The organism is Kribbella sp. C-35, from assembly GCF_046549195.1.
Taxonomy (GTDB): domain Bacteria; phylum Actinomycetota; class Actinomycetes; order Propionibacteriales; family Kribbellaceae; genus Kribbella.
Map to the genome: position 1 here is coordinate 611,546 of NZ_JAJPWG010000001.1, position 22,144 is coordinate 633,689.

Sequence of the window (22,144 nt, forward strand, 5' to 3'; positions counted from 1 at the left end):
GCTTCTGTCCTATAGAAATTCACGTCCGGCGACTAGCTTGACCTAGGGGCGGCGACTGGGCCGAGCCCATCGGACAAGGGGGTTGACGTGGGAACGATCACGACCAGCGACGGTACGGAGATCTTCTACAAGGACTGGGGTACGGGCCAGCCGATCGTCTTCAGCCACGGATGGCCGCTGTCGGCCGACGACTGGGACAACCAGCTGCTGTTCTTCCTGTCGAAGGGGTACCGCGTCGTCGCGCACGACCGCCGCGGACACGGCCGGTCGACGCAGACCGGCGACGGACACGACATGGACCACTACGCAGACGACCTGAAGGCGGTCGTCGACCACCTCGACCTGCGCGACTGCATCCACGTCGGCCACTCGACCGGCGGCGGCGAGGTCGCGCACTACCTGGCCCGGCACGGCGAGGACCGGGCCGCCAAGGCCGCGCTGCTCTGCGCGGTCCCGCCGTTGATGGTGCAGACCGACGCGAACCCGGAGGGCCTGCCGAAGGCGGTCTTCGACGACCTCCAGGCGCAGCTCGCGGCGAACCGGTCGGCCTTCTACCGCGCCCTCCCGGAAGGGCCGTTCTACGGTTTCAACCGGCCGGGCGTCGAGTCCAACGAAGCGATCATCGCGAACTGGTGGCGCCAGGGCATGATGGGCGGCGCGAAGGCGCACTACGACGGCATCGTCGCGTTCTCCCAGACCGACTTCACCGAGGACCTGCGGTCGATCACCATCCCGGTCCTGGTCGTGCACAGCGAGGACGACCAGATCGTCCCGTACGCCGACTCCGGCCCGAAGTCGGCCGCGCTACTCAAGAACGGGGTCCTGAAGACCTACAAGGACCTCCCGCACGGCCTGCCCACAACGCACGCCGACGTGGTCAACGCCGACCTCCTCGAGTTCTTCCGGTCCTAGCTCACAGCCCGGCTTCGTCACGCACCAGCGCGCCCTCCCGGCGACAGTCGCCTGACGAAAGGCATCATCGATGCACCACCGCAGAACACGCTTTCTGGCAGCCCTCGGCGCCGTACTCGGCGTCCTGATCGCGGCCGTGACACCCGCCGCCGCGTCGTACCCGAGCGGACCGCGGCCCACCGTCGTGCTGGTTCACGGCGCGTGGGCCGACGGATCCAGTTGGGCGAAGGTCACCAGCCGGCTGCTCGACGACGGCTACCAGGTCCGCGTACCGCCCAACCCGTTGCGCAGCCTCTCCACCGACGCCGCGACCATCCGCAACTTCCTCGCCACCCTGTCCGGGCCGATCGTCCTGGTCGGGCATCCGTACGGCGGCGCGGTGATCACCAATGCCGCCACCGGGAACCCGAATGTGAAGGCGCTCGTGTACGTCGGCGCGTTCGCGCCCGCGGAAGGCGAGGCCGTCTTCCCGTTGGCAGGTGCGGACTCCGCTCTCGCCGTCCCGCCGGAAACCGTTTTCGACTTCGTTCCGTACCCGAACGCACCAACCGGTGACGTCGACCTCTACCTCAAGCACGACACCTTCGTGAATTCGTTCGCCTCCGGGGTACGGCACTCGCAGACCGAGAAGCTGTACCCGGCGCAACGACCGCTCGCCCTGGGCGCCGGCTTCAACCCGTCCGGACCGCCCGCCTGGAAGACGATCCCGTCCTGGTACGTCCTTGGGACGAAGGACCTGATCATCACCCCGAAGGCCCAGAACGACATGGCCACCCGGGCCCACTCCACCATCACCCGCATCCCGACCGGTCACCTCGGCCTCATCACGGCCCCCGATCCGATCACCTCGGTGATCGAGAAAGCGATCCGCGCCACCCGATGACACTCCGCCGCAGGTCGTCCGGAAATCCGGGCGACCTGCGGTGGTGACGGGGCTACGCTGCGCGGATGGACGAAGCGTTGGAGATCCGGCCGTTGCGGGTCGAGGATCCACCGGTGATCGCGGCGGCGTTCGACGAGATCGGGTGGAACAAGCCGGAGAGCCAGTACCGGCGGTACCTGGACGAGCAGGAGGCCGGGACGCGCGACGTCCTGATCGCCACGGCCGGCGGCGAGTTCGCCGGCTATGTCACCGCGCGCTGGGTGTCGCCGTACGGGCCGTTCGACGGGATTCCGGAGATCCAGGACTTCAATGTGCTGCCGAAGTTCCGGCGGCGCGGGATCGGGAGCGCGTTGATGGACGCGGCCGAGGCGCTGGTGGGGGAACGCTCGCCGGTCGTAGGGATCGGGGTTGGGTTGTACGCCGACTACGGCACCGCGCAACGGATGTACGTTCGCCGTGGATATATTCCGGATGGCCGTGGCCTGCTCTACAAGCTCAAGCAGGTTCCGCCGGGCGAGATGGTTCGGAACGACGACGACGCTCTCCTCATGTTCACCAAGCAACTGAGGTAGCGTCGACAGTGTGCGTGCCATCCAGTATTCCGTGACCGGTGAGCCCGACGTCCTGACCCTCGTGGACAGGCCTGTGACCGAGGTCGGACCCGGAGAGGTGCGGGTGCGGATCCACCGGTCGGGCGTCAATCCGACCGACTGGAAGTCGCGCCGCGGCAGTGAGGCCGGTACGCCGGTGCACCCGGCGCAGGTGCCGAACCAGGACGGGTCCGGTGTCGTCGTTGCCGTCGGTCAGGGCGTCGACGCGGCCCTCACCGGTCGCCGGGTCTGGCTCTGGGAGGCCGCGTACCAACGGCCGTCGGGCGGTACGGCGCAGGAGTACGCCGTGGTCCCGGTGCGCCATGTGGTGCCGCTGCCCGACGACGCGTCGTACGACCTCGGCGCCGCGCTCGGCGTACCGTTCCTGACCGCTCATCGATGCCTGACCGTGACCGAGGACGGCCCTGATCGCCTCGGTCCAGGCAAGCTCTCCGGCCGCACCGTGCTGGTGGCCGGCGGCGCAGGAGCGGTCGGTAACGCGGCGATCCAGCTGGCCCGGTGGTCCGACGCGACCGTGATCACCACCGTGAGTAGCCCGGAGAAGGGCAAGCTGGCCGCGCTGGCGGGCGCCGATCACGTCATCGACTACAAGCAGCAGGACGTCGTCGCGGAGGTACGAGCGATCGCGCCTCACGGCGTGCACACGATCGTCGAGGTGTCGCCGGCGGCGAACGCAGCCATCGACGCCGCGGTGATCGCGCCGCACGGCTCGGTGTCGGTCTACGCGACCGACGGAGGCGCGACGATGGAACTCCCGGTGCGCGCGTCGATGGTGCCCAACGCCCGCTGGCAGTTCGTTCTGCTCTACACGGCCCCGGAGTCCTGGCGCCCACGCGGCCTGGCCGACGTCTCGGCCGCGGTCGAGGCCGGCGCCGTCCGCATCGGCCCCGACGCCGGCCTCCCGCTGCACCACTACCCGCTAGACCGGGCCGCAGACGCCCACGCCGCCGTAGAGGAAGCCGTCGTCGGCAAGGTCCTCATCGACGTCATCCCAGACTGAGAAGTTCCTCGAAGGACACGGGTCTGGTCACCCGGCAGAGCATGCCCTACCCGGCGAGGGCGGCCAAGCGCTGTTGGAGGGCTGCGGCGCAGCGGCAGGTTGGGTCGTCTGTGCAGAGGAGGGCGGCGGGGTCGGCTTCGATGAGCTGACGGGTTGCTGCCAGTACTGCCTGCTTGGGGATTCGGCGGATGCGGGCGTTTCCGATCTGGATTTCCTTGGTCGCTGAGCGCAGTACCGGCTCGATGGTGTCGAATTCGCGGCTGTCGCCGGGGATGTTGGGGAGCTCGACCCACAGGCCGTCGGCGGATTTCGCGTAGCGGTAGAAGCGCGAGCGGCCGAGGTGTTGCTCGGCGAGGTGGATCGTGGTGTTCGAGGTATGGGTGACGCCGAGCAGCAGGACATCGCCGTCGAGGGCCTCGATCGGACCGAGCGGCCAGTCAGGGCGCTGCGCTTCCAGCAGGCGTTCGGCCGCGGGTCCGGCGGCCTGGTAGGCAAACAGCGGATGCTCGGTGCGGAACGGCGAGCAGGTCAGGCGGAAAGTTTCCGGAATCGTTCCGAGCCAGCGGTCGATCGGAAGGTCGGCGCGGAAACTGGTTGCCTGCGACAACCGAGTGTCGAAGTCCGGCCAGTCGTCCGCGTTCCAGTAGGCGTTGTGCGGCCGCACGAGTCCGGGTGGCGCCGGGATCCCGGTGAGATCCCAGCTGCCGGCAGGCATCAGCACAGTCCCGCACACCTCGGTCAGCGCCGAACAAACCGCCTCCGCGCCACCGTCGACGTACCCGAACGAACTCAGCGAGGAGTGCACGATCACCTCGGACGCCCGGTCGAGCCCGAGCTTCCGCAGTCCGTCGGCGATATCGGCTCCGGTCACGACCTCCGTTGCGCGCATCCCGGCAATATCTCATTTGCGGACCGGCGCCGCGTGGCATTTTCGCGTCCTCTTGCGCCGACTGACGTCTGGGAGCACCGTCAGTGGTGGGGGGTGGGTGCGATGCTGCTGGTAGTCGGCGGGACCGGGGATCTAGGTGGACGCGTGGTTCGCTTGCTGACTGCCCGGCGGAACGACGTGCGGTGTCTGACGCGCACCGGTACGCACATGACCGACGCGGACGTGGTCCGGGGCGATCTGACGGATCCCGCGAGTCTGCGCGCAGCCTGCCGCGGCGTGGACACCGTGGTCGCATCCGCTACCGCGATTGGACGGCGCCTGGCCCGCCTGCCCGGACCCTCGATCCGCGCGGTGGACGAAGCGGGGATGCTGTCGTTGGTCGACGCGGCCGAGGAAGCCGGCGTACGGCGGTTCGTTTACGTCTCGTACGCCGGGGTCGACGCAGGTCTCGGGACGCCGCTCGAACGGGCCAAGGTCGCCGTCGAGGAGCGGCTCCGGCGGACGGAGCTCGAGCGGGTGATCGTCCGGCCGGACGCGTTCCAGGAGATTCATCTCGGCCCCGTCGGACGGTTCGACCTTGCCCGGGGCAAGGTTTCGGTGATCGGCAAGGGCGACGCCCGGCTGCGCTGGGTTGCCACGGACGACGCCGCCGCGCTGATCGGGGCGGTTGCCACCGAACCCGACCCGCCCGCGCTGATCGAGTTCGGCGGCCCCGAGGCGCTCAGCCGGATCGAGGCAGTCGCCGTCGCGGAGGAGTTCCTCCACCGGCGGATCAAGGTCCAACGGATGCCCGCTCCTGCCGCGCGCCTGGCGAGCCGTCTGCTTGCCCGAGCCAACGACGGCCTGGCCTCGGTCCTGGGCGGCGGCCTCCTTCAGTCCCTGCACGACGCGACCTGGACCGACGAACCGCTCCGCACCCGAGGCATCGTCCCGCGCTCCGCCACCGACTTTCTCCGCGCCCAGGCGAAGCAGTACGCCTAGCAGGCCTGGAAGAGGCCTGTCTGTTGGTAGGCCGTGTGGAGGCGCAGGACCAGCTCCGTCGGGGGATGGAGTGGGGTCGGCGGTGCGGGGAAGAAGGCGGCTTCCAGTACTTCGTTTTCGGCTGGGCGGAGCGTGCCGGTCCAGTGGCGGGTTTCGAAGCAGAGCGCGAAGCACTGGACGACGTCGCCGTTCGGGTAGGTCAGCGTGTGTACGTCGGCGCGCGAAACGCTGGCGAACGGGATCAGGTCCTCCTCCGCGACGATCAGCCCGGTCTCCTCGGCGAACTCGCGGGCCGCCGTACGACGGAAGCTGTCGCCCGGTTCCGCACCGCCCGCGGGCAGCTCCCACAGACCGGAGTCGAGACTCCTCTGGAACAGGATGCGATCCTCCGCATCGATGGCGAGGACCTGCGCACCGGGCAGCAACAGCAGGCGGGAGCCGACGTCGCGGCGGAGCTGGGCAAGGTAGGAGTCCACGGATGAGAGGGTAGGGCCGTGGAGTGGGTGAGGCGGCGCGCGGGATCCCTGCTGGGGTTGGGTTTGGTCGGCGGGCTGGTGTGGACGACGGTCGTCACATTGTCGATGCCCGGCTGGTACGACCCGAGTGCGGACTGCGCGCGCAAGGTCGGCGCGGACGATGCGTTCGCGCGCACCAGTTGGTTCCCGCCGTCGGCGAACTGCGTGTCCGGCGACGAGGTCCGCCAGTACATGTCGACCACTCGCTCCGTGGTCCTGTCCGTCGTCGGCGTACTGCTGCTGATCCTGATCGCGACCGGCCTGATCCTGACCTTACGACGACTGACCGGCGAGCCCGGCCCGATCCGGACCGGCGACGACCTCAAGCGCCGGCGCCGGTCGCACCTGACGTTCGGGGCGCTGGACATGGGCGTCGCGTTCGCGTTCGTCACGTTCCTGAACGCGTTCGCGATCGTGTTCGGCGGACTCCCCGGGACGATCTTGTTCCTCGTCACCGCACTCGTCGGCCTGAGCGCGTTCGGCACGATGCTCGACCGGCACATGGGCCCGCTCCCGAGCAGCGCACTCGACTCCCGCCGCCGCGGCACGCTCGCCGGCCTCGCAACCTTCGGCATCGTCTTCGCCGCAACCACCGTCTCAGGCCAACTCCCCTTCTTCCGCTTCTGGGCGGTCCCCCTCAGCGCCATCGCCTACGCCGCCATCACCGCCACCCAATGGTCCCGCGCCACCCACCCCGCCACTCTGGCTACGGACTGATCACCCCGACAACACAGACCGCGTCCATTACTGTGTAGTTCAACGTTGACAGGGATCTTTCCGCCGGAGATCGTGAGCAAAAAAGGGACTGGTCGTCATGGCGGGATCTGTTGCGTATCCGGTGCATGTGAACGCTGAGCTGGATCCAGGGACTTCCAGGTGGTTGTGGTTGGTGAAGTGGATCCTGGCGATCCCGCACTTCTTCGTCCTGCTGTTCCTGTGGATCGGCTTCCTGGTCGCCTCGGTGATCGCGTTCTTCGCGATCCTCTTCACCGAGCGCTACCCGCGCGGGCTCTTCGACTTCAACGTCGGCGTGATGCGGTGGTCGTGGCGCGTGAACTACTACGCCTACAGCGTGCTCGGCACCGACCAGTACCCGCCGTTCACGCTCGCCGAGGTCGAGAGCTACCCGGCGCGGCTGACGGTGGACTATCCCGAGCGCCTGTCCCGTGGCCTGGTCCTGGTGAAGTGGTGGCTGTTGGCGATCCCGCACTACATCATCGTCGGCATCTTCGTCGGCGGCGGCAGCTGGGCCGCGAACGGTTCCGACGACTGGGCGTGGAGCCTCGGCGGAGGCCTGGTCGGTGTGCTCGTCATCTTCGCGGCCATCGCTCTCCTCTTCACCGGCACCTACCCGCGCTCGCTCTACGACCTGATCCTCGGCCTGAATCGCTGGGCCTTGAGGGTCTCCGGGTACGCCTCCTTGATGACCGATGTCTATCCGCCGTTCCGCCTCGATCAAGGCGGCAGCGATCCCACCCCACCTGCTGAAGACGTCTGACTAACAGGGCCAGCCGGGCTCGATGTTCTGGTTCAGGTGGAAGGTGTTCTCCGGGTCGTACTGGCACTTGACCCGCGCCAGCCGCTGGTAGTTCTCCTCGCCGAACCCCGCGATCACCCGGTTCTGGCCCTCGTTGCCGATGAAGTTCAGGTACACGTACCCGGTCGCCCACTCGGCCAGGTCCGAGCACACGTCCCGCGCCCACCGGATGCCGCGCGCATCGTCGGCCGGATCGGACCACAGCCCGAACGGGTGCACCACCCACGCCGCCTGACGATGCGGCTGCGGCCACTTGTCCGCACCGCGTTGTACGGCGCCACCCCACGGCACGATCGCCTGTTGCGACGGTGACGGCGAGATCATGTCCGCCGACCGGCCGGCGAACGCCTCGACCGCGGGATCGGGGAACGACGCCAGATGCTCCGCGGACCAGTAGTTCCGGAACCCCGGCGGATCGTCGAGCGCCGATTGAATGTCGGCGTACGGCATCTCCGCGACCAGCTCGGCCTCCGGCGCCAGCGCGAACAGCGGCGCGAACACGTCACGCATCTCCGCCTCGCTGCCGGCGTACACCGCCGCCGCACCCACGATCAGCTGCCCCTGCAGGTGCGCGGGCACGAACTCCTCCGGCGGCCCGGTCAGATAGATGACACCGCCACCGAGCTCCTCGGGCGCACCCGACTCGATCAGGTCCCGGTACGCGCGCAAAACCGTGGGACCCGCCGACGCCGGCCACATCAGCAACGCCAACGTTGTCGACGGCAACTGCTGGAGGTGGAAGGTCAGCGACGTCGCGACGCCAAAGTTCCCGCCGCCGCCGTGGAGCGCCCAGAACAGCTCGGTGTTCTTCGTCTCGTCCGCGATCAGCAGCCGCCCGTCCGCAGTGACGAGCTCCACCGAGATCAGCGCGTCACACGCGAGCCCGAACTTCCGTTCCAGCCAGCCGGACCCGCCACCGAGCGTCAGGCCCGCGACCCCGGTCGTGGATGCCCGCCCGCCGGTCGTCGCCAGCAGGTACTTCTGGCAGGCCCTATCGAAATCACCCCAGGTCGCGCCCCCGCCGACCCGCGCGATCTTGGCGAACGGATCGACCTGAACGCTGTTCATCCGCCGCAGGTCGACCACCAGACCGCCGTCGGTGACCGCGGTTCCGGCCACCCCGTGACCGCCGCCGCGAACCGCGATCTCCAGCTCCTGGTCGGCGCCGTACCGCACCGCTGCCTGGACGTCACCCACCGATTCGCACTGGGCGATCATCGCGGGCCGCTTGTCGATCATCCCGTTGAAGACCGTGCGCGCGTCGTCGTACGCCGCGTCGGTGTCGCGCAGCAGCAGGCCTCCGAAGCCCGGTGGGCGCAGCTGTTCGGTGGTTTCGGACATGGTGGATCTCCCCCTTGCTCACTCCCCCAGGCGATTCACCGATCGTCCATCGCACCCCGCCCGCGGTCAACGCCCGGCCGATTACCGCGTCCTCACACGATTCAGCTGTCCACCAAGGGTTTCCGCCACGTCACAGCCGGGAGCCGCCCGTCGCGTCGACCGTCTGACCGGTGACCCACCGCGCGTCGCCCGAAGCGACGAACGCGACCACGTCCGCAACCTCGGCCGGCTGCCCGACCCGATCGAACACCGAGTACGCCGCAGCCGTCCGCGCTGCGGCGGGATCAGCCAGCCAGCCGTTCATCTCGGTCTCGACGATGCCCGGGGCAACGGTGTTCACCGTGATCCCGCGAGGCCCGAGCTCCTTCGCCAGCGCCAGCGTCAGCGTGCTCAACGCCCCCTTGGTCATCGAGTACGCCGCGTCCTCCGGGAACGCGATCCGGGTCACGCCGGACCCGATGTTGACGATCCGGCCGCCGTCGCGCAGCCGCGGGATCGCCTGCTGGACCAGGAAGAACGGCGCCTTCGCGTTCACCGCGAACAACCGGTCGAACCATTCCGGCGTCACCTCGGCGAGCGGCAGCTGCCGGCCGATGCCCGCGTTGTTGACCAGGATGTCCAGCCCGTCGGCGTACCGGTCGAACTCCGTCCAGACCGCATCCACCGGCTCCTCGAGCTCCGCCTTCACCAGGAACCCCTGCCCACCAGCCGCCTCGATCTCCCCGAGCGTCCGCTCGGCGGCCGCGTCGTCGCGCCCGTAGTGCACCCCGATCCGCACGCCGTCCCGCGCCAGCCGCAGCGCGATCGCCCTTCCGATCCCGCGACTGCCACCGGTCACCAACGCTGTCCGCATCCCACGACCCTTTCTCTAATGATCACTACAGAAAGGACGGTAACACATTCTCTAGCGATCGCTATAGAATGTCCGCATGACCGAGACCCGGCGTGGGCGACCACGCTCGTTCGACCGTGAGGCAGCGCTCGAGCAGGCGCTGCTGACCTTCTGGGAGCGCGGGTACGACGCGACGTCGGTGGCGGATCTGACGACGTCTCTCGGCATCGGCGCGCCGAGCCTGTACGCCGCGTTCGGCGACAAGCGGAAGCTCTTCGAAGAGGTCGTGCAGCGCTACCAGGACACGCACGGCGCCTTCACCGCCCGGGCACTCGCCGAGGAATCGACGGCCCGTGCGGCGATCGAGCGGATCCTCCGCGAGGCAGCCACGCAGTACACCGAGCCTGAGCACGCCCGCGGCTGCCTGATCATCAGTGCGGCCCAGAACACGATCCCCGCCTCGGCGGACGTGGCCGACCGACTCCGCAGGATCCGCCGGACCGGCCGCGACGTACTGCGGGACCGCATCCAGGGGGACGTGGACGCCGGACTCCTGCCCGACGACACGGATGCGGCGGCGCTCGCAACCTTCTTCGCGGCGACAATCCAGGGGATGTCACAGCAGGCGCGGGACGGGGCGAGCCGGGACGATCTCATGGCCGTCGCGACCACTGCCATGAGTGTCTGGAGGTAGGTAGGGTCTAGAGGTGACTGATGCGGCGGTGATCGGCGGTGTGGGTCAGGTCCTGACCGAGGACGAGGTGACGGCGTTCGTCGGCGGTGTCCTGGCCGGCGCGGGCCTGGAGGGACGCAGCGTCTGCGTGATCGTCCCGGACGCGACCCGCAGCTGCCCGCTGCCCTTGCTGCTGAAGGCGGTCACCGAGGCTCTGAAGGACAGCCAGGTCACGATCCTGGTTGCCCTGGGCACGCATGCGGAGATGACGCCGGACCAGCTCCGCGAGCACCTGGGCGGCGACTACCCGAACGTGATCAACCACGAGTGGTGGAAACCCGATACGTTCGCGGACCTGGGCACGATCGGCCCCGACCGGGTCGGGGAGATCTCGGACGAGATGCTCCGCGACGAGGTTCCGGTCCGGCTCAACCGCGCCGTCGTCGAGCACGACGTGGCCCTGGTCGTCGGGCCGGTCTTCCCGCACGAGGTGGTTGGTTTCTCCGGCGGCAACAAGTACTTCTTCCCGGGGGTCGCGGGCCAGGAGGTCATCGACTTCTCGCACTGGCTCGGCGCCCTGATCACCAGCGCGAACATCATCGGTACGCCGGGACTCACCCCGGTCCGCGCCCTGATCGACGAGGCCGCCGCGCTCATCCCGGCCGAGAAGCTCGCGCTGTCCGTGGTCGCCCAGTCCGGGACGGACGCGTTGCACGCGGTCGCGTTCGGCGACACGATCTCGTCCTGGCGCGCGGCCGCCGAGATCTCCGCGCAGACCCACGTCCGCTACCTGGAGCATCCCGTCCGGCGGATCGTCTCGGTGATGCCGCCGAAGTACGCCGATATCTGGACCGCGGCCAAGGGCTTCTACAAGGTCGAGCCGATCGTCGCGGACGGCGGCGAGGTGATCCTGTACGCGCCGCACGTCACCCAATTGGCCGCGATGCACCCCGAGATCGAGGAGATCGGGTACCACTGCCGCGACTACTTCGTCGGCCAATGGGACAAGTTCCGCGACGTACACTGGGGCGTCCTCGCGCACTCCACGCACCTGCGCGGCGCGGGCACCTGGGACCCGGTCAACGGCGAGCACCTCCGCGTCCGGGTCACGCTCGCGACGGGCATCCCCGAGGACGTCGTACGGCGGGCCAACCTCGGGTATCTCGACCCGGCGACGGTCGACCTGGCCGCGTACGAGGCCGACCCGGAGACCTTCGTCGTACCGAATGCCGGCGAGACCCTCTACCGGCTTCAGTGACCCGCCGGTAACCTCAGGCGGTATGGCTGAGGTCGTCATCATCGGGTCCGGGTTCGCCGGGCTGTGCATGGGAATCAAGCTCAAGCAGGCCGGGTGTGAGGACTTCGTCATCCTCGAGAAGGCGGACGACCTCGGCGGCACCTGGCGGGACAACACGTATCCCGGCTGCGCCTGCGACATCCCGTCGTACCTGTACTCGTTCTCGTTCGAGCAGAACCCGCGCTGGACGCGGATGTTCGCGCCCTGGGACGAGATCCTCGCGTACCTGCGGCACTGCGCGGACAAGTACGGCATCGCGGACAAGATCCGGTACGGCGCCGAGGTCACCGAAGCCGTCTTCGACGAGGCGACCGGCCGCTGGACCGTCACGGTCAACGGCGACGAGACGATCGAGACCCAGTCCCTCGTAGCCGGCGTCGGCAGCCTGCACCGGCCGAAGCTCCCGGACATCCCGGGCCTCGACTCTTTCGCCGGTACGACGTTCCACTCGGCCGTCTGGGATCACTCGGCGGACCTGCGCGGCCGGAACGTCGCCGTGATCGGGACCGGCGCGTCGGCGATCCAGTTCGTGCCGGAGATCGCCCCGCAGGTCGCGCAACTGGACGTGTACCAGCGGACGCCACCGTGGGTGACGCCGAAGCCCGACCGCGCGATCGGCGGCTGGGAGCGCAAGCTGCACGCACGGTTCCCGGCCGGCCAGCGGACGATCCGCAACGTCATCTACTGGGGCCTCGAGGGTCGTGGCGCAGGCTTCGCCGGGAACCCGAAGTTGATGAAAGGCCTGGAAATCCAGGCGAAACGGCACCTGCACAAGCAGGTCACCGACCCTGAGCTACGGGCGAAACTGATGCCGGACTACCAGATCGGCTGCAAGCGGATCCTGATCTCGAACGACTACTACCCCGCGCTCGGCCGGCCGAACGTCGACGTCGTCACCACCCCGATCACGCGGGTCACCCCGACCGGCGTGATCACCGCCGACGGGACCGAACGGGCCTGCGACACGATCGTGCTCGGCACCGGGTTCGACGTCTCGGCGAACCTGACCCGGATGCCGATCCTCGGCAAGGACGGCGTCGACCTCGCCGACCACTGGAAGCGCAACGGCATCGGTGCACACCTCGGCATCACGGTCTCCGGCTACCCGAACCTGTTCCTGCTGGTCGGCCCGAACACGCTCCTCGGCCACTCCTCGATGATCTTCATGATCGAGGCCCAGGTCCGGTACGTCATGCAGGCCCTGCACCTGCTCCGGCGGCGCAACGCGTCGTACGTCGAGGTCCGCGAGGAGGTCCAGGAGCGGTTCGTCGACATCGTCCAGGGCGAGCTCGGCTCCACCGTCTGGCAGTCGGGTTGCACGAGCTGGTACCTGGACGCAGCCGGGCGGAACTCCACGATCTGGCCGGAGTGGACGATGTCGTACTGGCGCCGCACCCGCCGGCTCGATCCGTCCGACTTCGCGGTAGTCCACTAGGTAGCAGACGATGACGGCGGAAGGCTCAGGGTATCGGCGCTGAGGAACCGATCCCGTCGCATGGCCATGACGGCGTCGCCCGGGCCGGTTTCGTCAGGTTTGCGCGGGCGCGCTGCCTCTGTTCGGACTGTCGCGCCCGGTCTCCGGCCTGAGCACCGCTAGCCTGAGCGCAGGTGTCGATGAGGATGGTGATCCGATGCGCCGACGCGACCTGCTAGCGACGACCGCCGCGGTCGTGACCGGCGCAGCAGTGCTGCCTCTGGGCCAGGCGGCCGCCGCCTACGGAATGGCCGACACCATCGAGGACGTGCTGTTCGGGCGGCTGACCGCCGCGCCCATTCCTGATCACCAACTGGGGGCGCAGATCGCGGCGGCGCGTGCCGACTTCCGCGCCACCCGTTACAGCCAGCTCGCCCGCCGCCTTCCCAGGCTGCTCGCGCAAGCAGTCGCCGGCCGCGACGCAGCCTCGACCAGCGAGGTCGGACCGGCGTCCACTCGGCTGGCGCAGGCCTATTGCCTGGCTACGGAATTGCTGGTCAAGCTGCATGATGACGGGATGGCCTGGGCCACAGCAGACCGCGCGGTCCAGGCCGCTCGCGCCGGCGACGACCCACTGACGTTGGCCGAGTCCCGCCGCTGGGCGGCCACCGTGATGCGGCGAACCCACCACCGCGAAGGCGCCCAGCGGCTCATGCTCGACGCGGCAAGCCAACTACAGACCGATACCGGCCTGACCGACACCAGCACCGCCGCTACGTACAGGCAATTACTTGCCACCGCCTCCTACACTGCCGCGCTACGCGACGACCGCGACAGCGCCTGGACATTGCTCGGCGAAGCCGAGGCCGCCGCACGCCGTACGCGCCTCACCAAGAACGACCGCTTCAACATGCTCGACCTGGCCGTCTACAAAATCAGCGTCTCGCGGGTTCTCGGCGACTTCGGCACAGCCGTCGACTACGCCCGCCTGGTCGACCCCGCCGGCATTACCGCCCCCGAACGTCGCGCCCGTTACTGGGAAGACACCGCCCTCGCCCTTCACGGACGTGGCAACAGGCAAGCCGCGTTCCAAGCCCTCGTCACCGCCGAGCGAGACACCCCACAGGAAGTCCGCTTCCGTCCCTGGGCACAGCAACTGACCCGCGACCTGCTCTCCGGCGACCGCAGCAACAGCTTGCACGGCGTACGGGACTTCGCCGGTCGCATCGGCACGCTCTGAACATCGAGGGTCCGCATCGCTGGAGAGCCAGCGCGAAGTGGTGACCTCTTCCTCCGCGGGAACAGCTACCCACCGCGGACACGCTCCACTCGGCGGCGGCAGCACGCCGCCGAAGGCGGCCAAAAGGCAGCCGCCGCGCAGCGGTGTCCTTTGCGGGCGGTGGCCTTCCATTAGGTGATCACCCGGACTCCTTCAGTAGGAGTCCGGGCGGCCCGGCGTACGACCTTGGGATGAAGGAAAGACCGATCCGGAGGCCGATGTTTCGCGGGCGGTGCTGAAGGACTCTTGAGATATGGAAATCCTTCAGATCGCCGGAGCGGCAGCCATCGTGATCGGCATCGTGATCACGGCGCTGATCGCCATCATCCCGTCAGTTGTAGACCGCTAATCTCAGTCGGCGGACAGGTGGACCAGTAGGTCCTGCCGGGTCAGTACGCCCACCGGCTTGCCGTCGTCCAGAACCATCAGGGCGTCCCGATCCTCGAGCAGCTCGACCGCCTTGGTGACCGGTTCGCCGGCGCCCAGGGACGGCAGTGCCGGGTCCATGTGCAGCTCGACCATGTCGGCCAGTCGCGCCTTGCCGGAGTACAGCGCGTCCATCAACGTCCGCTCCGACACCGCGCCGGCCACCTCGGCCGCCATCACCGGCGGCTCCGCACGGACGACGGGCATCTGCGAGACGCCGTACTCACGGAGGATCGCGACCGCCTCGGCGATCGTCTCGTGCGGGTGGGTGTGCACCAGCGGCGGCAGGCTGCCGTCCTTGCGGGCCAGGATGTCGCCCAGCGTCGCGCCCTGGCGCGTGTGCGCGAGGAAGCCGTACTGCGCCAGCCAGTCGTCGTTGAACACCTTGGTCAGGTAGCCGCGGCCGCCGTCCGGCAGCAGGACCACGATGACGGCTTCGGGGTCATCGAGCTCGTGCGCCAACCGGATCGCGGCCGCGGCGGCCATCCCGGCCGAGCCGCCGACCAGCATCGCCTCCTCGCGGGCGAGCCGCCGGGTGAGCGCGAACGAGTCCGCGTCCGACACCTCGATGATCCGGTCGCAGATGTTGCGGTCGTACGTCTCCGGCCAGAAGTCCTCGCCGACACCCTCGACCAGGTACGGCCGGCCGGTGCCGCCGGAGTACACCGAGCCCTCGGGGTCGGCGCCGACGATCTGCACCTTCCCGCCGGAGACCTCCTTCAGGTACCTGCCGGTGCCGGTGATCGTGCCGCCGGTGCCTACGCCCGCGACGAAGTGCGTGATCTTGCCCTCGGTCTGCTCCCAGAGCTCCGGGCCGGTGGTCTCGTAGTGCGAGCGCGGGTTGTTCTGGTTCGCGTACTGGTTCGGCTTCCAGGCGCCCTCGATCTCGCGGACCAGGCGGTCGGAGACGTTGTAGTACGAGTCCGGGTGCTCAGGGGCGACCGCGGTCGGGCAGACCACGACGTCGGCGCCGTACGCCTTGAGCACGTTGCGCTTGTCCTCGCTGACCTTGTCCGGGCAGACGAAGACGCACTTGTAGCCCTTCTGCTGGGCGACCATCGCGAGCCCGACACCGGTGTTGCCGGAGGTCGGCTCGACGATCGTGCCGCCGGGCTTGAGCTCGCCGGAGGCCTCCGCGGCCTCGATCATCCGGACCGCGATCCGGTCCTTCACCGAGCCGCCCGGGTTGAAGTACTCGACCTTGGCGAGCACAAGGGGCTTGGCACCGTCCGTGGTCTTGCCCAGCTTCACGAGCGGGGTGTTGCCGACGAGGTCCAGGAGAGAGTCTGCATAGCGCACGATCCTTACTGTAGTGATCTGCGTGTCTATCCCCTATTTTCACTTGCGTCGTCGTAACACCGTGTAATCCTTGTCAGTATGAGCAGAGCCAGGGCAGCCAAGAAGCTGGCCCAGGCCGCAGCCTTCGGGGGCGGGGGACTCGGACTCATCGGTGCCACGTTGTACGGCGTACTGACCGCTGAGGCCGAGTATGCGAAGCGCGTGATCGGACCGACGAGGTACTACCCCACTCCGGGCGACGGCCTGTACGGCCGGTATCCAGGACATCCGATCACCTTCGCCATGATCGGCGACTCGAGCGCGGCCGGTTACGGCACGGACTCGCCCGACGAGACTCCCGGGGTGCTGCTCGCCTCCGGGCTCGCCGAGCTGGCCGAGCGTCCCGTGCGCCTGGTCGACGTGTCGAAGACCGGGGCGAAGTCGACCGACCTGGCCGGCCAGGTGGACGCCGCGCTGCAGGCCGGCCCCCATGTGGCCGTCATCCTGATCGGCGTGAACGACGTGAAGGCGAAGATGCCCCCGTCGACGTCGGTCCGCTTGCTGTCCACCGCCGTACGCCGGTTGCGCGCCGCGAACTGTGAAGTGGTGGTGGGGACCTGCCCCGACCTGGGGGTGGTCCGGACGATCCAGCCGCCGTTGCGATGGGTCGCCCGGTCCTGGAGCCACCGGCTGGCCGCCGCTCAGACCATCGCAGTCGTCGAAGCAGGCGGCCGTTCCGTGTCACTCGGCACACTGCTTGGCGAGGTGTTCCGGACCAACCCGTCGATGTGGGGCCGAGACAACTTCCACCCGTCGGCCACCGGCTACGCCGCCGCGTCGGCCGCGCTGCTGCCGTCCATGGCGGCCGCGATGGGCGTGGGGACCGAGTCGTTCGTGCACCCGGAGCAGTTCCGCGGCGAGGCGATCCTCCCGATCGCGGAGGCCGCCGTACTCGCTGCTCGCCGGGCGGGCACCGAGGTCGCGGCCACCGAGGTCGGCGGGCGGGAACGCGGCCCGCGGGGTCGTTGGGCGGAACTGCGCCACCGGCGCCGGCACCCCAAGGCCGAGGTCGACCGCGTCGAGGAACCCACGGACAGCGTGCCCGTCGGTCAGTAGTTGTTCGACTTGTGCGTCCGCTGAGCGGGGACTTTCATGTCGGGAGTCTTGCCTCCGGGCGGCCACGTGGTGCACAGTCGATAACTACGCGGTACCCCGATAACGGGAGGCGAAGATGGGCTTGAACCACTCCGAGGAGACGCATCAGCGTTTGGTGGAGGCCGTGCCCAGATGCACCGGACGCGCAATGACCGAGTGGTTCCAGCTGATGAACGACGGACCGTCGTTCCTGCGCTTCGACGACAGAGTGAGATGGCTAGCCGGCGAGTACGCACTCGCGCACGGGCACGCTACCGCCATCGTCCATGAGTTCGATCTAGTCAAGGCGCATCGGCGAATGGGCTGAGCCGCAAAGGAGACGACTCGAAGACCTGCCCTTTCAGGTGGAGGGGCAGGTCTTCTACGTTCCGATGACCACCTCGTTGCCCTCCGGATCGGCAACCAGGTAAGGCTTCTCGGACAGAAGCTGCCCACCGGCTGACAACGCCGCCTGCACCCGTTGCGCCACCGCGTCCTCCGGTACGGCGAGCTCGAAGCGGATCCGGTTCCGCTGCTGCCTCGGCTCCTCCAGCTGCTGGAAGAACAGCACCGGGTTCAAGCGCCGCGGGTCGTAGATGTCCGAGAGATGCGGCCGGCTGTCCTCCGCGTAGCCGAGCAGCTCCGTCCAGAACGCCCGGACCATCTGTACGTCGACCGCATCGATCCCGAACTGCACGAACCGCAACGGCGCCGGGTCCGCGCGCAACCCGAGATCCTTGGCCGCGGCCTCGATCTGTGTGGCCAGCGCGACGAACTTCGGGTCCGCGCCGTCGGCGTCCTCCCACTGGTCCTTCCCGCTGTCGATCACGACACCTTCCGCCCGTACGTCGATCATCAGCGGAATGCCCGCGGCGTCGGCCAGCTCGGCCACTGTGGTTACCAGCTGCGCGGGTGCGGAGGTCGGGTAGAACGTCATCGCGGCGAACAGCGCCAGCCAGTCGGTCGTCCCCGGCAGCGGGTCGCCCGGCACCAGGTCGACCTCGTTCCCCTCGTCGTCGGGCAGCATCACACCGTATGCCCCGGACGGCTCCCTACCCGTTACAGCGCGCGCCTCATCCACCGCCGCCGACGGGCGGACCACGTCGACGTGGATCCGGTTCCGCAGCGGTCGCGGCTCCGCGAGGCGCCGTACCGTGAAGGTCGGGTCCCGCCGCAGCGGATCCTCGAGGCCGTCTGCTCCGGCCCGGTCGTAGCCCAGTGCGGTCTGCCAGAACGTCCGCACCGTCGCCGGATCGGCCGCCTCGATCACGACGTCGAGGTTCTGGACGGCCTGCGGATCTGCTGGGAGACCGAGTTGTCGCGCGGCGGCCGCGACCTCGTCGGCTTCAGCAGTTCGGACCCGGACGCCGGAGGACCGGACGTCGACATCCGGCATCCCGGACGGGAGTTGCGCGAGGCGCTCGACCAGTGCGGCGCCGGCGGCGTGCGAGGGCGCGTCGTACCAGGTTGTGGTCATGGGAACCACCGTAGAGCCGGAACCGGACAGCCTGCGTCCGGAAAGCCGGAAGGGCCGGCCCACCTGGACCGGCCCTTCCGTTGTCGTGCGGTGCTAGATCAGTCGCCGCCGCGGAGGATGGCGAGGATCCGCAGGATGTTCCAGTACAGCCAGACCAGGGTGACGGTCAGGCCGAACGCGGCCCGCCAGGCCTCGTTCTGCGGGGCGCCCTGGCGGACACCCTGCTCGATCATGTCGAAGTCGAGGATCAGGTTGAACACCGCGAGACCGGCGCCGATCGCGGCGAACAGCAGACCCATCGGGCCCATCCCGCTGATGCCGGTGCTGATCCCGAAGAAGCTCAGCAGCAGGTTGACCAGCAGCACGCCGGCGAAGCCCGCCGTACCGATGACCACCATCTTGGTGAACTTCGGCGTCACCTTGATCGCGAAGTACTTGTACGTCGCCAGCGTCAGGCCGGCCGTCACCATCGTGGCCAGCACGGCCTGCACGATGACGTCGTTGCCGACCCAGCTGCCGATGAACTTGCTGCCGATCCCGAGGAACACGCCCTCGGCAGCGGCGTACAGCATCACCAGGACCGGGTTCACCTTGCGGGAGAACGACAGCACCATGGCCAGCGCGAAACCGACCAGCGCGCCGGCCAGGAACGCCGGCCCGACGAACGTCGTCGGGATCGCGTACCACGCGACCGCGGCGGATGCCACGACCACGCCCAGGGTGATCGCGGTCTTGACGATCACGTCGTCCAACGTCATGGGGCGGCTCGAGGCCGGAGCCCCCTGGTACTGCTGCTGCGGCGGCATACCCGATCCGCCGTAGCCGTAGGGGCTCTGCTGCTGACCGTACGGAGCGGCCCCCGGATAGGCCTGGCCGTGGCCAGGCGCGAACGCACTCGACCGGTTCAGCACCGGGTTACTGCTCTGCATCTCTTCCTCCTGATGACCCACATCCGGGGCCGTATCGAGATACTACGGTCCCACCCTTAACAACATCTGAGAATCCATCAACCATTCCGCACCGAAAATGGGCGAATATCCATCGCTTCCCGATGTATTTGCCTTCGATACAAAGGTCAGACGTGGGGATGGACGGGGTCCTGAGTGGTGAGGGCGGCGCCTACCTGTTCGGCGAGGGCTACGGCTACCAGGCGTTGTTCCAGGTCGGGGCGGGCGATGCGGGTGGCGGCGGTGAGGAGGAAGCGGCCGCGGGGTTCGCCGGCGTGCTGGACGACGAGTTCGATCTCGGCGTTCGTCGGGAGGCCGTCGCGTTCGACCTTCAGGACGTGCGATCCGCGGGTCACGGAGCCGTCCGGGTTCAGCCGCGGGGCCTGGGTCTGTTTGCTGCCGGCAACGAACTTGGCGCCATCGATCCCCAGTACGGCGGTCAGTTCGGCACGCACCTGCTCGATGAGGTCGTCCGTCGACCCGCCGGCCGCGACCGCCTGCGAGGTGGTGATCACGCCGTCCAGGTACCCGGCGCGCCGGGACGCCTTGGCTTGTTGCCCTCGGCCCCAGATCGCGATCTGCGTGACCGCGATCCCGATCACCAGCAGCAGTACCGCCTGCTCGATGTCGTTGCTGCTGTTGATGGTGAAGCTGTCGTACGGCACGGTCAGGAAGAAGTCGAACCACACCGCGCTCGACACCGCCGCGATCACCCCGGCGAGCCGGATCCCGAACACGGCGACCGCCACGATCACGACCACCAGCAGCAACGCCGCGTTCGCGTTGTCGAAGTGCTCCCGAAACGGCGTCAGCAACGCACAGACCGCCGGCGGCGCCAGCACCGAGGCCGTCAGGACCGGAGTCCGATAGTTCTCCACCTCTCTATTGACGCGCACCGCCCGCACCGGATCAACAGTTCTCACAAAGGTCTGTCATCCGTACCGTGGTCGCATGCCCGAACGCAGCCTCGCGCAGGAGGGGAGAACCCCTCGTGTTGGGGGTTCTCCCCTCGCATACCAGCGGAGAACCCTCAACGCGCGGGGTTATCCGTTCGTGTGACCTGGCTCCGGATAATCCGTCGCCTGTGGGCATCCGTCTGCGTAGGTTGCCTCGTATGCACCGAATCCGACTGGCTACGGACGCGGACGTCACGTTCCTGGCCGATGTGACGCTGGCTGCTACCGGCGCGCAGGGCCGGCTGCCTGGCGACTTCGACGAGACTGCCTGGCGGGCCCGATTCGCCGAGTGGACTCGCGAATCGATAGAGGATCCCACCACAGAGCTGTACGTCGTCGAGGTCGACGACGTACCCGCCGGCCGGCTGCGGGTCAGCCGTACGCCGGAAGTCGTCGAAGTGAACGGCATCCAGCTCCACCCCAACGTCCAGAACCGCGGCGTCGGTACGGCGATCTTGACCGCGTTGCAGTCCGAGGCCGCGAGGTACGGCGTACCGCTGAAGCTGAACGTCGAGCGCGACAATCCGAACGCGCGCCGCCTGTACGAGCGACTCGGGTTCACCAAGACCGGTGAGGACGGAGGCGAGGACGTCATGGAATGGTCGAAGGCCGCGGAGCAGAACCGGTTGTGGAACGCGGACGTCGCGGCGCGATACGACACGCCCGGCGACGGGATGTTCGCGGCGGACGTTCTCGGGCCGACCGTGGAACGGCTCGCCGGACTCGCCGACGGTGGGCGCGCGCTCGAGTTCGCGATCGGTACCGGGCGGGTCGCCGTACCGCTGTCGGAGTACGGCGTGCCGGTGAGCGGGATCGAGTTGTCGGACGCGATGCTCGAACAGCTGCGGACGAAGGCCGACGCGGACACGATCCCGGTCGTCGCCGGCGACATGGCGACGGCGCGCGTACCGGGCGAGTTCACCCTGGTCTACCTGGTCTTCAACACGATCTCGAACCTGCTCACCCAGGAGGAGCAGGTCGCCTGCTTCCGGAACGCCGCCCGCCACCTCTCCCCCGGCGGCCGGTTCGTGATCGAACTCTGGGTCCCCGAACTGCGCCGCCTCCCGCCGGGCATCCCCGCCACCGTCGGCATCGTCGATCCCGGCTACATCCTGCTGGACACGTACGACGTATTGAAACAGCACGTCGTCTCGCACCACTTCCACTTCGGCAAAGGCACCGAGGCGCGGCTCGGCCGCAGCCCGCACCGCTACATCTGGCCCGCCGAACTCGACCTGATGGCCCAACTGGCCGGCTTCACCCTCGAATCCCGCCACGCCGACTGGACCACCACCGAATTCACCGCCGACTCCCCCTCCCACGTCTCCGTCTACCGCCTGACCTCCTGACCGCGACACTGTTCTCATGGCCACAGACCCGCTGTTCACCCGCCTGGCGCCGGTCCTGAACGTCGTCGACCTTGCCGCGGAGCGGACCTTCTACGAGAAACTCGGCCTCCCGGTGATCTACGAAGGTCCGGAGTACCCCGACTTCATCGCCTTCGGCACCGACACCGTCCACTTCGGCATCCAGCAGGCCCCTGCGCCGAACGACCCGCCGAGCGTGCTCACCTGGCAGATCGCCGTCTCCGACGTCGACGCGGCGGCGGACCGCTGCCGAGCGGCCGGGCTCGACTTCGAGCTGGAGCAGAACGCGCCCGCCGCCGACTGGATCTACCGCCGGCTGCTTCTCAGAACCCCCAGCGGCTACCGCCTCGCTCTCGAGGGTCCTACCGAGTAGCGGTTGTGTTTCGGGGGTGGTG

23 protein-coding genes are annotated in these 22,144 nt (G+C 68.5%); 15 read left to right on the top strand and 8 right to left on the bottom strand.

The features are described 5' to 3' along the window. Window positions 1-87: 87 nt before the first annotated feature. From ACLJOO_RS03130 to ACLJOO_RS03145, 4 genes are all read left to right on the top strand, one after another. Complete coding sequence (locus ACLJOO_RS03130) at window positions 88-912, top strand: alpha/beta fold hydrolase (protein ID WP_410785252.1); 825 nt, start codon at window positions 88-90, stop codon at window positions 910-912. Between the two features lie 70 nt (window positions 913-982). Next, window positions 983-1,795, top strand: coding sequence for an alpha/beta fold hydrolase (locus tag ACLJOO_RS03135; protein ID WP_410785253.1), 813 nt, complete (start codon window positions 983-985; stop codon window positions 1,793-1,795). Between the two features lie 65 nt (window positions 1,796-1,860). Then, entirely contained in the window at window positions 1,861-2,367 is a 507-nt protein-coding gene (locus ACLJOO_RS03140) for a GNAT family N-acetyltransferase (protein ID WP_410785254.1), read from the top strand. A 10-nt stretch (window positions 2,368-2,377) separates the two neighbouring features. Then, window positions 2,378-3,406, top strand: coding sequence for an NADPH:quinone reductase (locus ACLJOO_RS03145; protein WP_410785255.1), 1,029 nt, complete (start codon window positions 2,378-2,380; stop codon window positions 3,404-3,406). Window positions 3,407-3,452: 46 nt separating this feature from the next. Here the strand turns inward: ACLJOO_RS03145 and ACLJOO_RS03150 are convergent, their stop codons facing one another. Continuing rightward, the gene (locus ACLJOO_RS03150) at window positions 3,453-4,295 is read right to left on the bottom strand and encodes an AAC(3) family N-acetyltransferase (protein ID WP_410785256.1); all 843 of its coding nucleotides are present in this window, start codon (window positions 4,293-4,295) and stop codon (window positions 3,453-3,455) included. Window positions 4,296-4,397: 102 nt separating this feature from the next. Here ACLJOO_RS03150 and ACLJOO_RS03155 point away from each other — a divergent pair, with 102 nt between their 5' ends. Beyond that, complete coding sequence (locus ACLJOO_RS03155; protein WP_410785257.1) at window positions 4,398-5,276, top strand: SDR family oxidoreductase; 879 nt, start codon at window positions 4,398-4,400, stop codon at window positions 5,274-5,276. On the opposite strand, the gene ACLJOO_RS03160 is transcribed toward ACLJOO_RS03155, so the two are convergent. Then, window positions 5,273-5,752, bottom strand: a complete 480-nt coding sequence (locus ACLJOO_RS03160; RefSeq protein WP_410785258.1) for an NUDIX domain-containing protein — start codon at window positions 5,750-5,752, stop codon at window positions 5,273-5,275. The two genes, ACLJOO_RS03155 and ACLJOO_RS03160, sit on opposite strands and share 4 nt — an antisense overlap. Before the next feature lie 18 nt (window positions 5,753-5,770). Between ACLJOO_RS03160 and ACLJOO_RS03165 the strand changes: the two genes are divergently transcribed. Continuing rightward, window positions 5,771-6,508, top strand: coding sequence for a hypothetical protein (locus tag ACLJOO_RS03165; RefSeq protein ID WP_410785259.1), 738 nt, complete (start codon window positions 5,771-5,773; stop codon window positions 6,506-6,508). Between the two features lie 172 nt (window positions 6,509-6,680). After that, window positions 6,681-7,289: a DUF4389 domain-containing protein gene (locus ACLJOO_RS03170; RefSeq protein WP_410787113.1), complete on the top strand. Its 609-nt coding sequence runs from the start codon at window positions 6,681-6,683 to the stop codon at window positions 7,287-7,289. Here the strand turns inward: ACLJOO_RS03170 and ACLJOO_RS03175 are convergent, their stop codons facing one another. Continuing rightward, entirely contained in the window at window positions 7,290-8,669 is a 1,380-nt protein-coding gene (locus tag ACLJOO_RS03175; RefSeq protein ID WP_410785260.1) for an FAD-binding oxidoreductase, read from the bottom strand. It abuts the gene before it with no gap. A gap of 130 nt (window positions 8,670-8,799) precedes the next feature. Continuing rightward, the gene (locus ACLJOO_RS03180; protein ID WP_410785261.1) at window positions 8,800-9,522 is read right to left on the bottom strand and encodes an SDR family oxidoreductase; all 723 of its coding nucleotides are present in this window, start codon (window positions 9,520-9,522) and stop codon (window positions 8,800-8,802) included. A gap of 76 nt (window positions 9,523-9,598) precedes the next feature. Between ACLJOO_RS03180 and ACLJOO_RS03185 the strand changes: the two genes are divergently transcribed. The 4 genes from ACLJOO_RS03185 to ACLJOO_RS03200 all read left to right on the top strand — a co-directional run bounded on the left by ACLJOO_RS03185 (window position 9,599) and on the right by ACLJOO_RS03200 (window position 14,125). Further along, window positions 9,599-10,195 (top strand): TetR/AcrR family transcriptional regulator, encoded by a 597-nt coding sequence (locus tag ACLJOO_RS03185; RefSeq protein ID WP_410785262.1) that lies wholly within the window; start codon window positions 9,599-9,601, stop codon window positions 10,193-10,195. A gap of 13 nt (window positions 10,196-10,208) precedes the next feature. Continuing rightward, window positions 10,209-11,432 (top strand): lactate racemase domain-containing protein, encoded by a 1,224-nt coding sequence (locus tag ACLJOO_RS03190; protein WP_410785263.1) that lies wholly within the window; start codon window positions 10,209-10,211, stop codon window positions 11,430-11,432. Between the two features lie 22 nt (window positions 11,433-11,454). Then, complete coding sequence (locus tag ACLJOO_RS03195) at window positions 11,455-12,906, top strand: flavin-containing monooxygenase (RefSeq protein WP_410785264.1); 1,452 nt, start codon at window positions 11,455-11,457, stop codon at window positions 12,904-12,906. Between the two features lie 196 nt (window positions 12,907-13,102). Beyond that, window positions 13,103-14,125, top strand: a complete 1,023-nt coding sequence (locus ACLJOO_RS03200; RefSeq protein ID WP_410785265.1) for a hypothetical protein — start codon at window positions 13,103-13,105, stop codon at window positions 14,123-14,125. 390 nt (window positions 14,126-14,515) lie between these two features. On the opposite strand, the gene ACLJOO_RS03205 is transcribed toward ACLJOO_RS03200, so the two are convergent. Continuing rightward, complete coding sequence (locus ACLJOO_RS03205; RefSeq protein ID WP_410785266.1) at window positions 14,516-15,889, bottom strand: cystathionine beta-synthase; 1,374 nt, start codon at window positions 15,887-15,889, stop codon at window positions 14,516-14,518. A 78-nt stretch (window positions 15,890-15,967) separates the two neighbouring features. On the opposite strand from ACLJOO_RS03205, the gene ACLJOO_RS03210 reads away from it, so the two are divergent. Together ACLJOO_RS03210 and ACLJOO_RS03215 are read left to right on the top strand one after the other, a co-directional pair. Then, window positions 15,968-16,984 (top strand): SGNH/GDSL hydrolase family protein, encoded by a 1,017-nt coding sequence (locus tag ACLJOO_RS03210; protein ID WP_410785267.1) that lies wholly within the window; start codon window positions 15,968-15,970, stop codon window positions 16,982-16,984. A gap of 115 nt (window positions 16,985-17,099) precedes the next feature. Then, window positions 17,100-17,330: a DUF4287 domain-containing protein gene (locus tag ACLJOO_RS03215; RefSeq protein ID WP_130384213.1), complete on the top strand. Its 231-nt coding sequence runs from the start codon at window positions 17,100-17,102 to the stop codon at window positions 17,328-17,330. A 54-nt stretch (window positions 17,331-17,384) separates the two neighbouring features. Here the strand turns inward: ACLJOO_RS03215 and ACLJOO_RS03220 are convergent, their stop codons facing one another. The 3 genes from ACLJOO_RS03220 to ACLJOO_RS03230 all read right to left on the bottom strand — a co-directional run bounded on the left by ACLJOO_RS03220 (window position 17,385) and on the right by ACLJOO_RS03230 (window position 20,304). Beyond that, window positions 17,385-18,479 (bottom strand): VOC family protein, encoded by a 1,095-nt coding sequence (locus ACLJOO_RS03220; RefSeq protein ID WP_410785268.1) that lies wholly within the window; start codon window positions 18,477-18,479, stop codon window positions 17,385-17,387. A gap of 98 nt (window positions 18,480-18,577) precedes the next feature. After that, window positions 18,578-19,408: a Bax inhibitor-1/YccA family protein gene (locus ACLJOO_RS03225; protein ID WP_410785269.1), complete on the bottom strand. Its 831-nt coding sequence runs from the start codon at window positions 19,406-19,408 to the stop codon at window positions 18,578-18,580. A gap of 146 nt (window positions 19,409-19,554) precedes the next feature. Further along, window positions 19,555-20,304: a DUF4118 domain-containing protein gene (locus ACLJOO_RS03230; protein WP_410785270.1), complete on the bottom strand. Its 750-nt coding sequence runs from the start codon at window positions 20,302-20,304 to the stop codon at window positions 19,555-19,557. Between the two features lie 236 nt (window positions 20,305-20,540). Here ACLJOO_RS03230 and ACLJOO_RS03235 point away from each other — a divergent pair, with 236 nt between their 5' ends. Together ACLJOO_RS03235 and ACLJOO_RS03240 are read left to right on the top strand one after the other, a co-directional pair. Further along, complete coding sequence (locus ACLJOO_RS03235) at window positions 20,541-21,731, top strand: GNAT family N-acetyltransferase (RefSeq protein WP_410785271.1); 1,191 nt, start codon at window positions 20,541-20,543, stop codon at window positions 21,729-21,731. Window positions 21,732-21,747: 16 nt separating this feature from the next. Then, on the top strand, window positions 21,748-22,122 hold the full coding sequence (locus ACLJOO_RS03240) for a VOC family protein (RefSeq protein ID WP_410785272.1): 375 nt from the start codon (window positions 21,748-21,750) through the stop codon (window positions 22,120-22,122). The last annotated feature ends 22 nt before the right edge of the window (window positions 22,123-22,144 follow it).

Bases quoted from the DNA above. Each gene is read 5' to 3' on its own strand.
- ACLJOO_RS03225 (WP_410785269.1), bottom strand. From the start codon at position 19,408: ATGCAGAGCAGTAACCCGGTGCTGAACCGGTCGAGTGCGTTCGCGCCT.
- ACLJOO_RS03185 (WP_410785262.1), top strand. From the start codon at position 9,599: ATGACCGAGACCCGGCGTGGGCGACCACGCTCGTTCGACCGTGAGGCA.
- ACLJOO_RS03240 (WP_410785272.1), top strand. From the start codon at position 21,748: ATGGCCACAGACCCGCTGTTCACCCGCCTGGCGCCGGTCCTGAACGTC.
- ACLJOO_RS03155 (WP_410785257.1), top strand. From the start codon at position 4,398: ATGCTGCTGGTAGTCGGCGGGACCGGGGATCTAGGTGGACGCGTGGTT.
- ACLJOO_RS03195 (WP_410785264.1), top strand. From the start codon at position 11,455: ATGGCTGAGGTCGTCATCATCGGGTCCGGGTTCGCCGGGCTGTGCATG.
- ACLJOO_RS03175 (WP_410785260.1), bottom strand. From the start codon at position 8,669: ATGTCCGAAACCACCGAACAGCTGCGCCCACCGGGCTTCGGAGGCCTG.
- ACLJOO_RS03220 (WP_410785268.1), bottom strand. From the start codon at position 18,479: ATGACCACAACCTGGTACGACGCGCCCTCGCACGCCGCCGGCGCCGCA.
- ACLJOO_RS03235 (WP_410785271.1), top strand. From the start codon at position 20,541: ATGCACCGAATCCGACTGGCTACGGACGCGGACGTCACGTTCCTGGCC.
- ACLJOO_RS03200 (WP_410785265.1), top strand. From the start codon at position 13,103: ATGCGCCGACGCGACCTGCTAGCGACGACCGCCGCGGTCGTGACCGGC.
- ACLJOO_RS03135 (WP_410785253.1), top strand. From the start codon at position 983: ATGCACCACCGCAGAACACGCTTTCTGGCAGCCCTCGGCGCCGTACTC.
- ACLJOO_RS03150 (WP_410785256.1), bottom strand. From the start codon at position 4,295: ATGCGCGCAACGGAGGTCGTGACCGGAGCCGATATCGCCGACGGACTG.
- ACLJOO_RS03215 (WP_130384213.1), top strand. From the start codon at position 17,100: ATGGGCTTGAACCACTCCGAGGAGACGCATCAGCGTTTGGTGGAGGCC.
- ACLJOO_RS03210 (WP_410785267.1), top strand. From the start codon at position 15,968: ATGAGCAGAGCCAGGGCAGCCAAGAAGCTGGCCCAGGCCGCAGCCTTC.
- ACLJOO_RS03140 (WP_410785254.1), top strand. From the start codon at position 1,861: ATGGACGAAGCGTTGGAGATCCGGCCGTTGCGGGTCGAGGATCCACCG.
- ACLJOO_RS03180 (WP_410785261.1), bottom strand. From the start codon at position 9,522: ATGCGGACAGCGTTGGTGACCGGTGGCAGTCGCGGGATCGGAAGGGCG.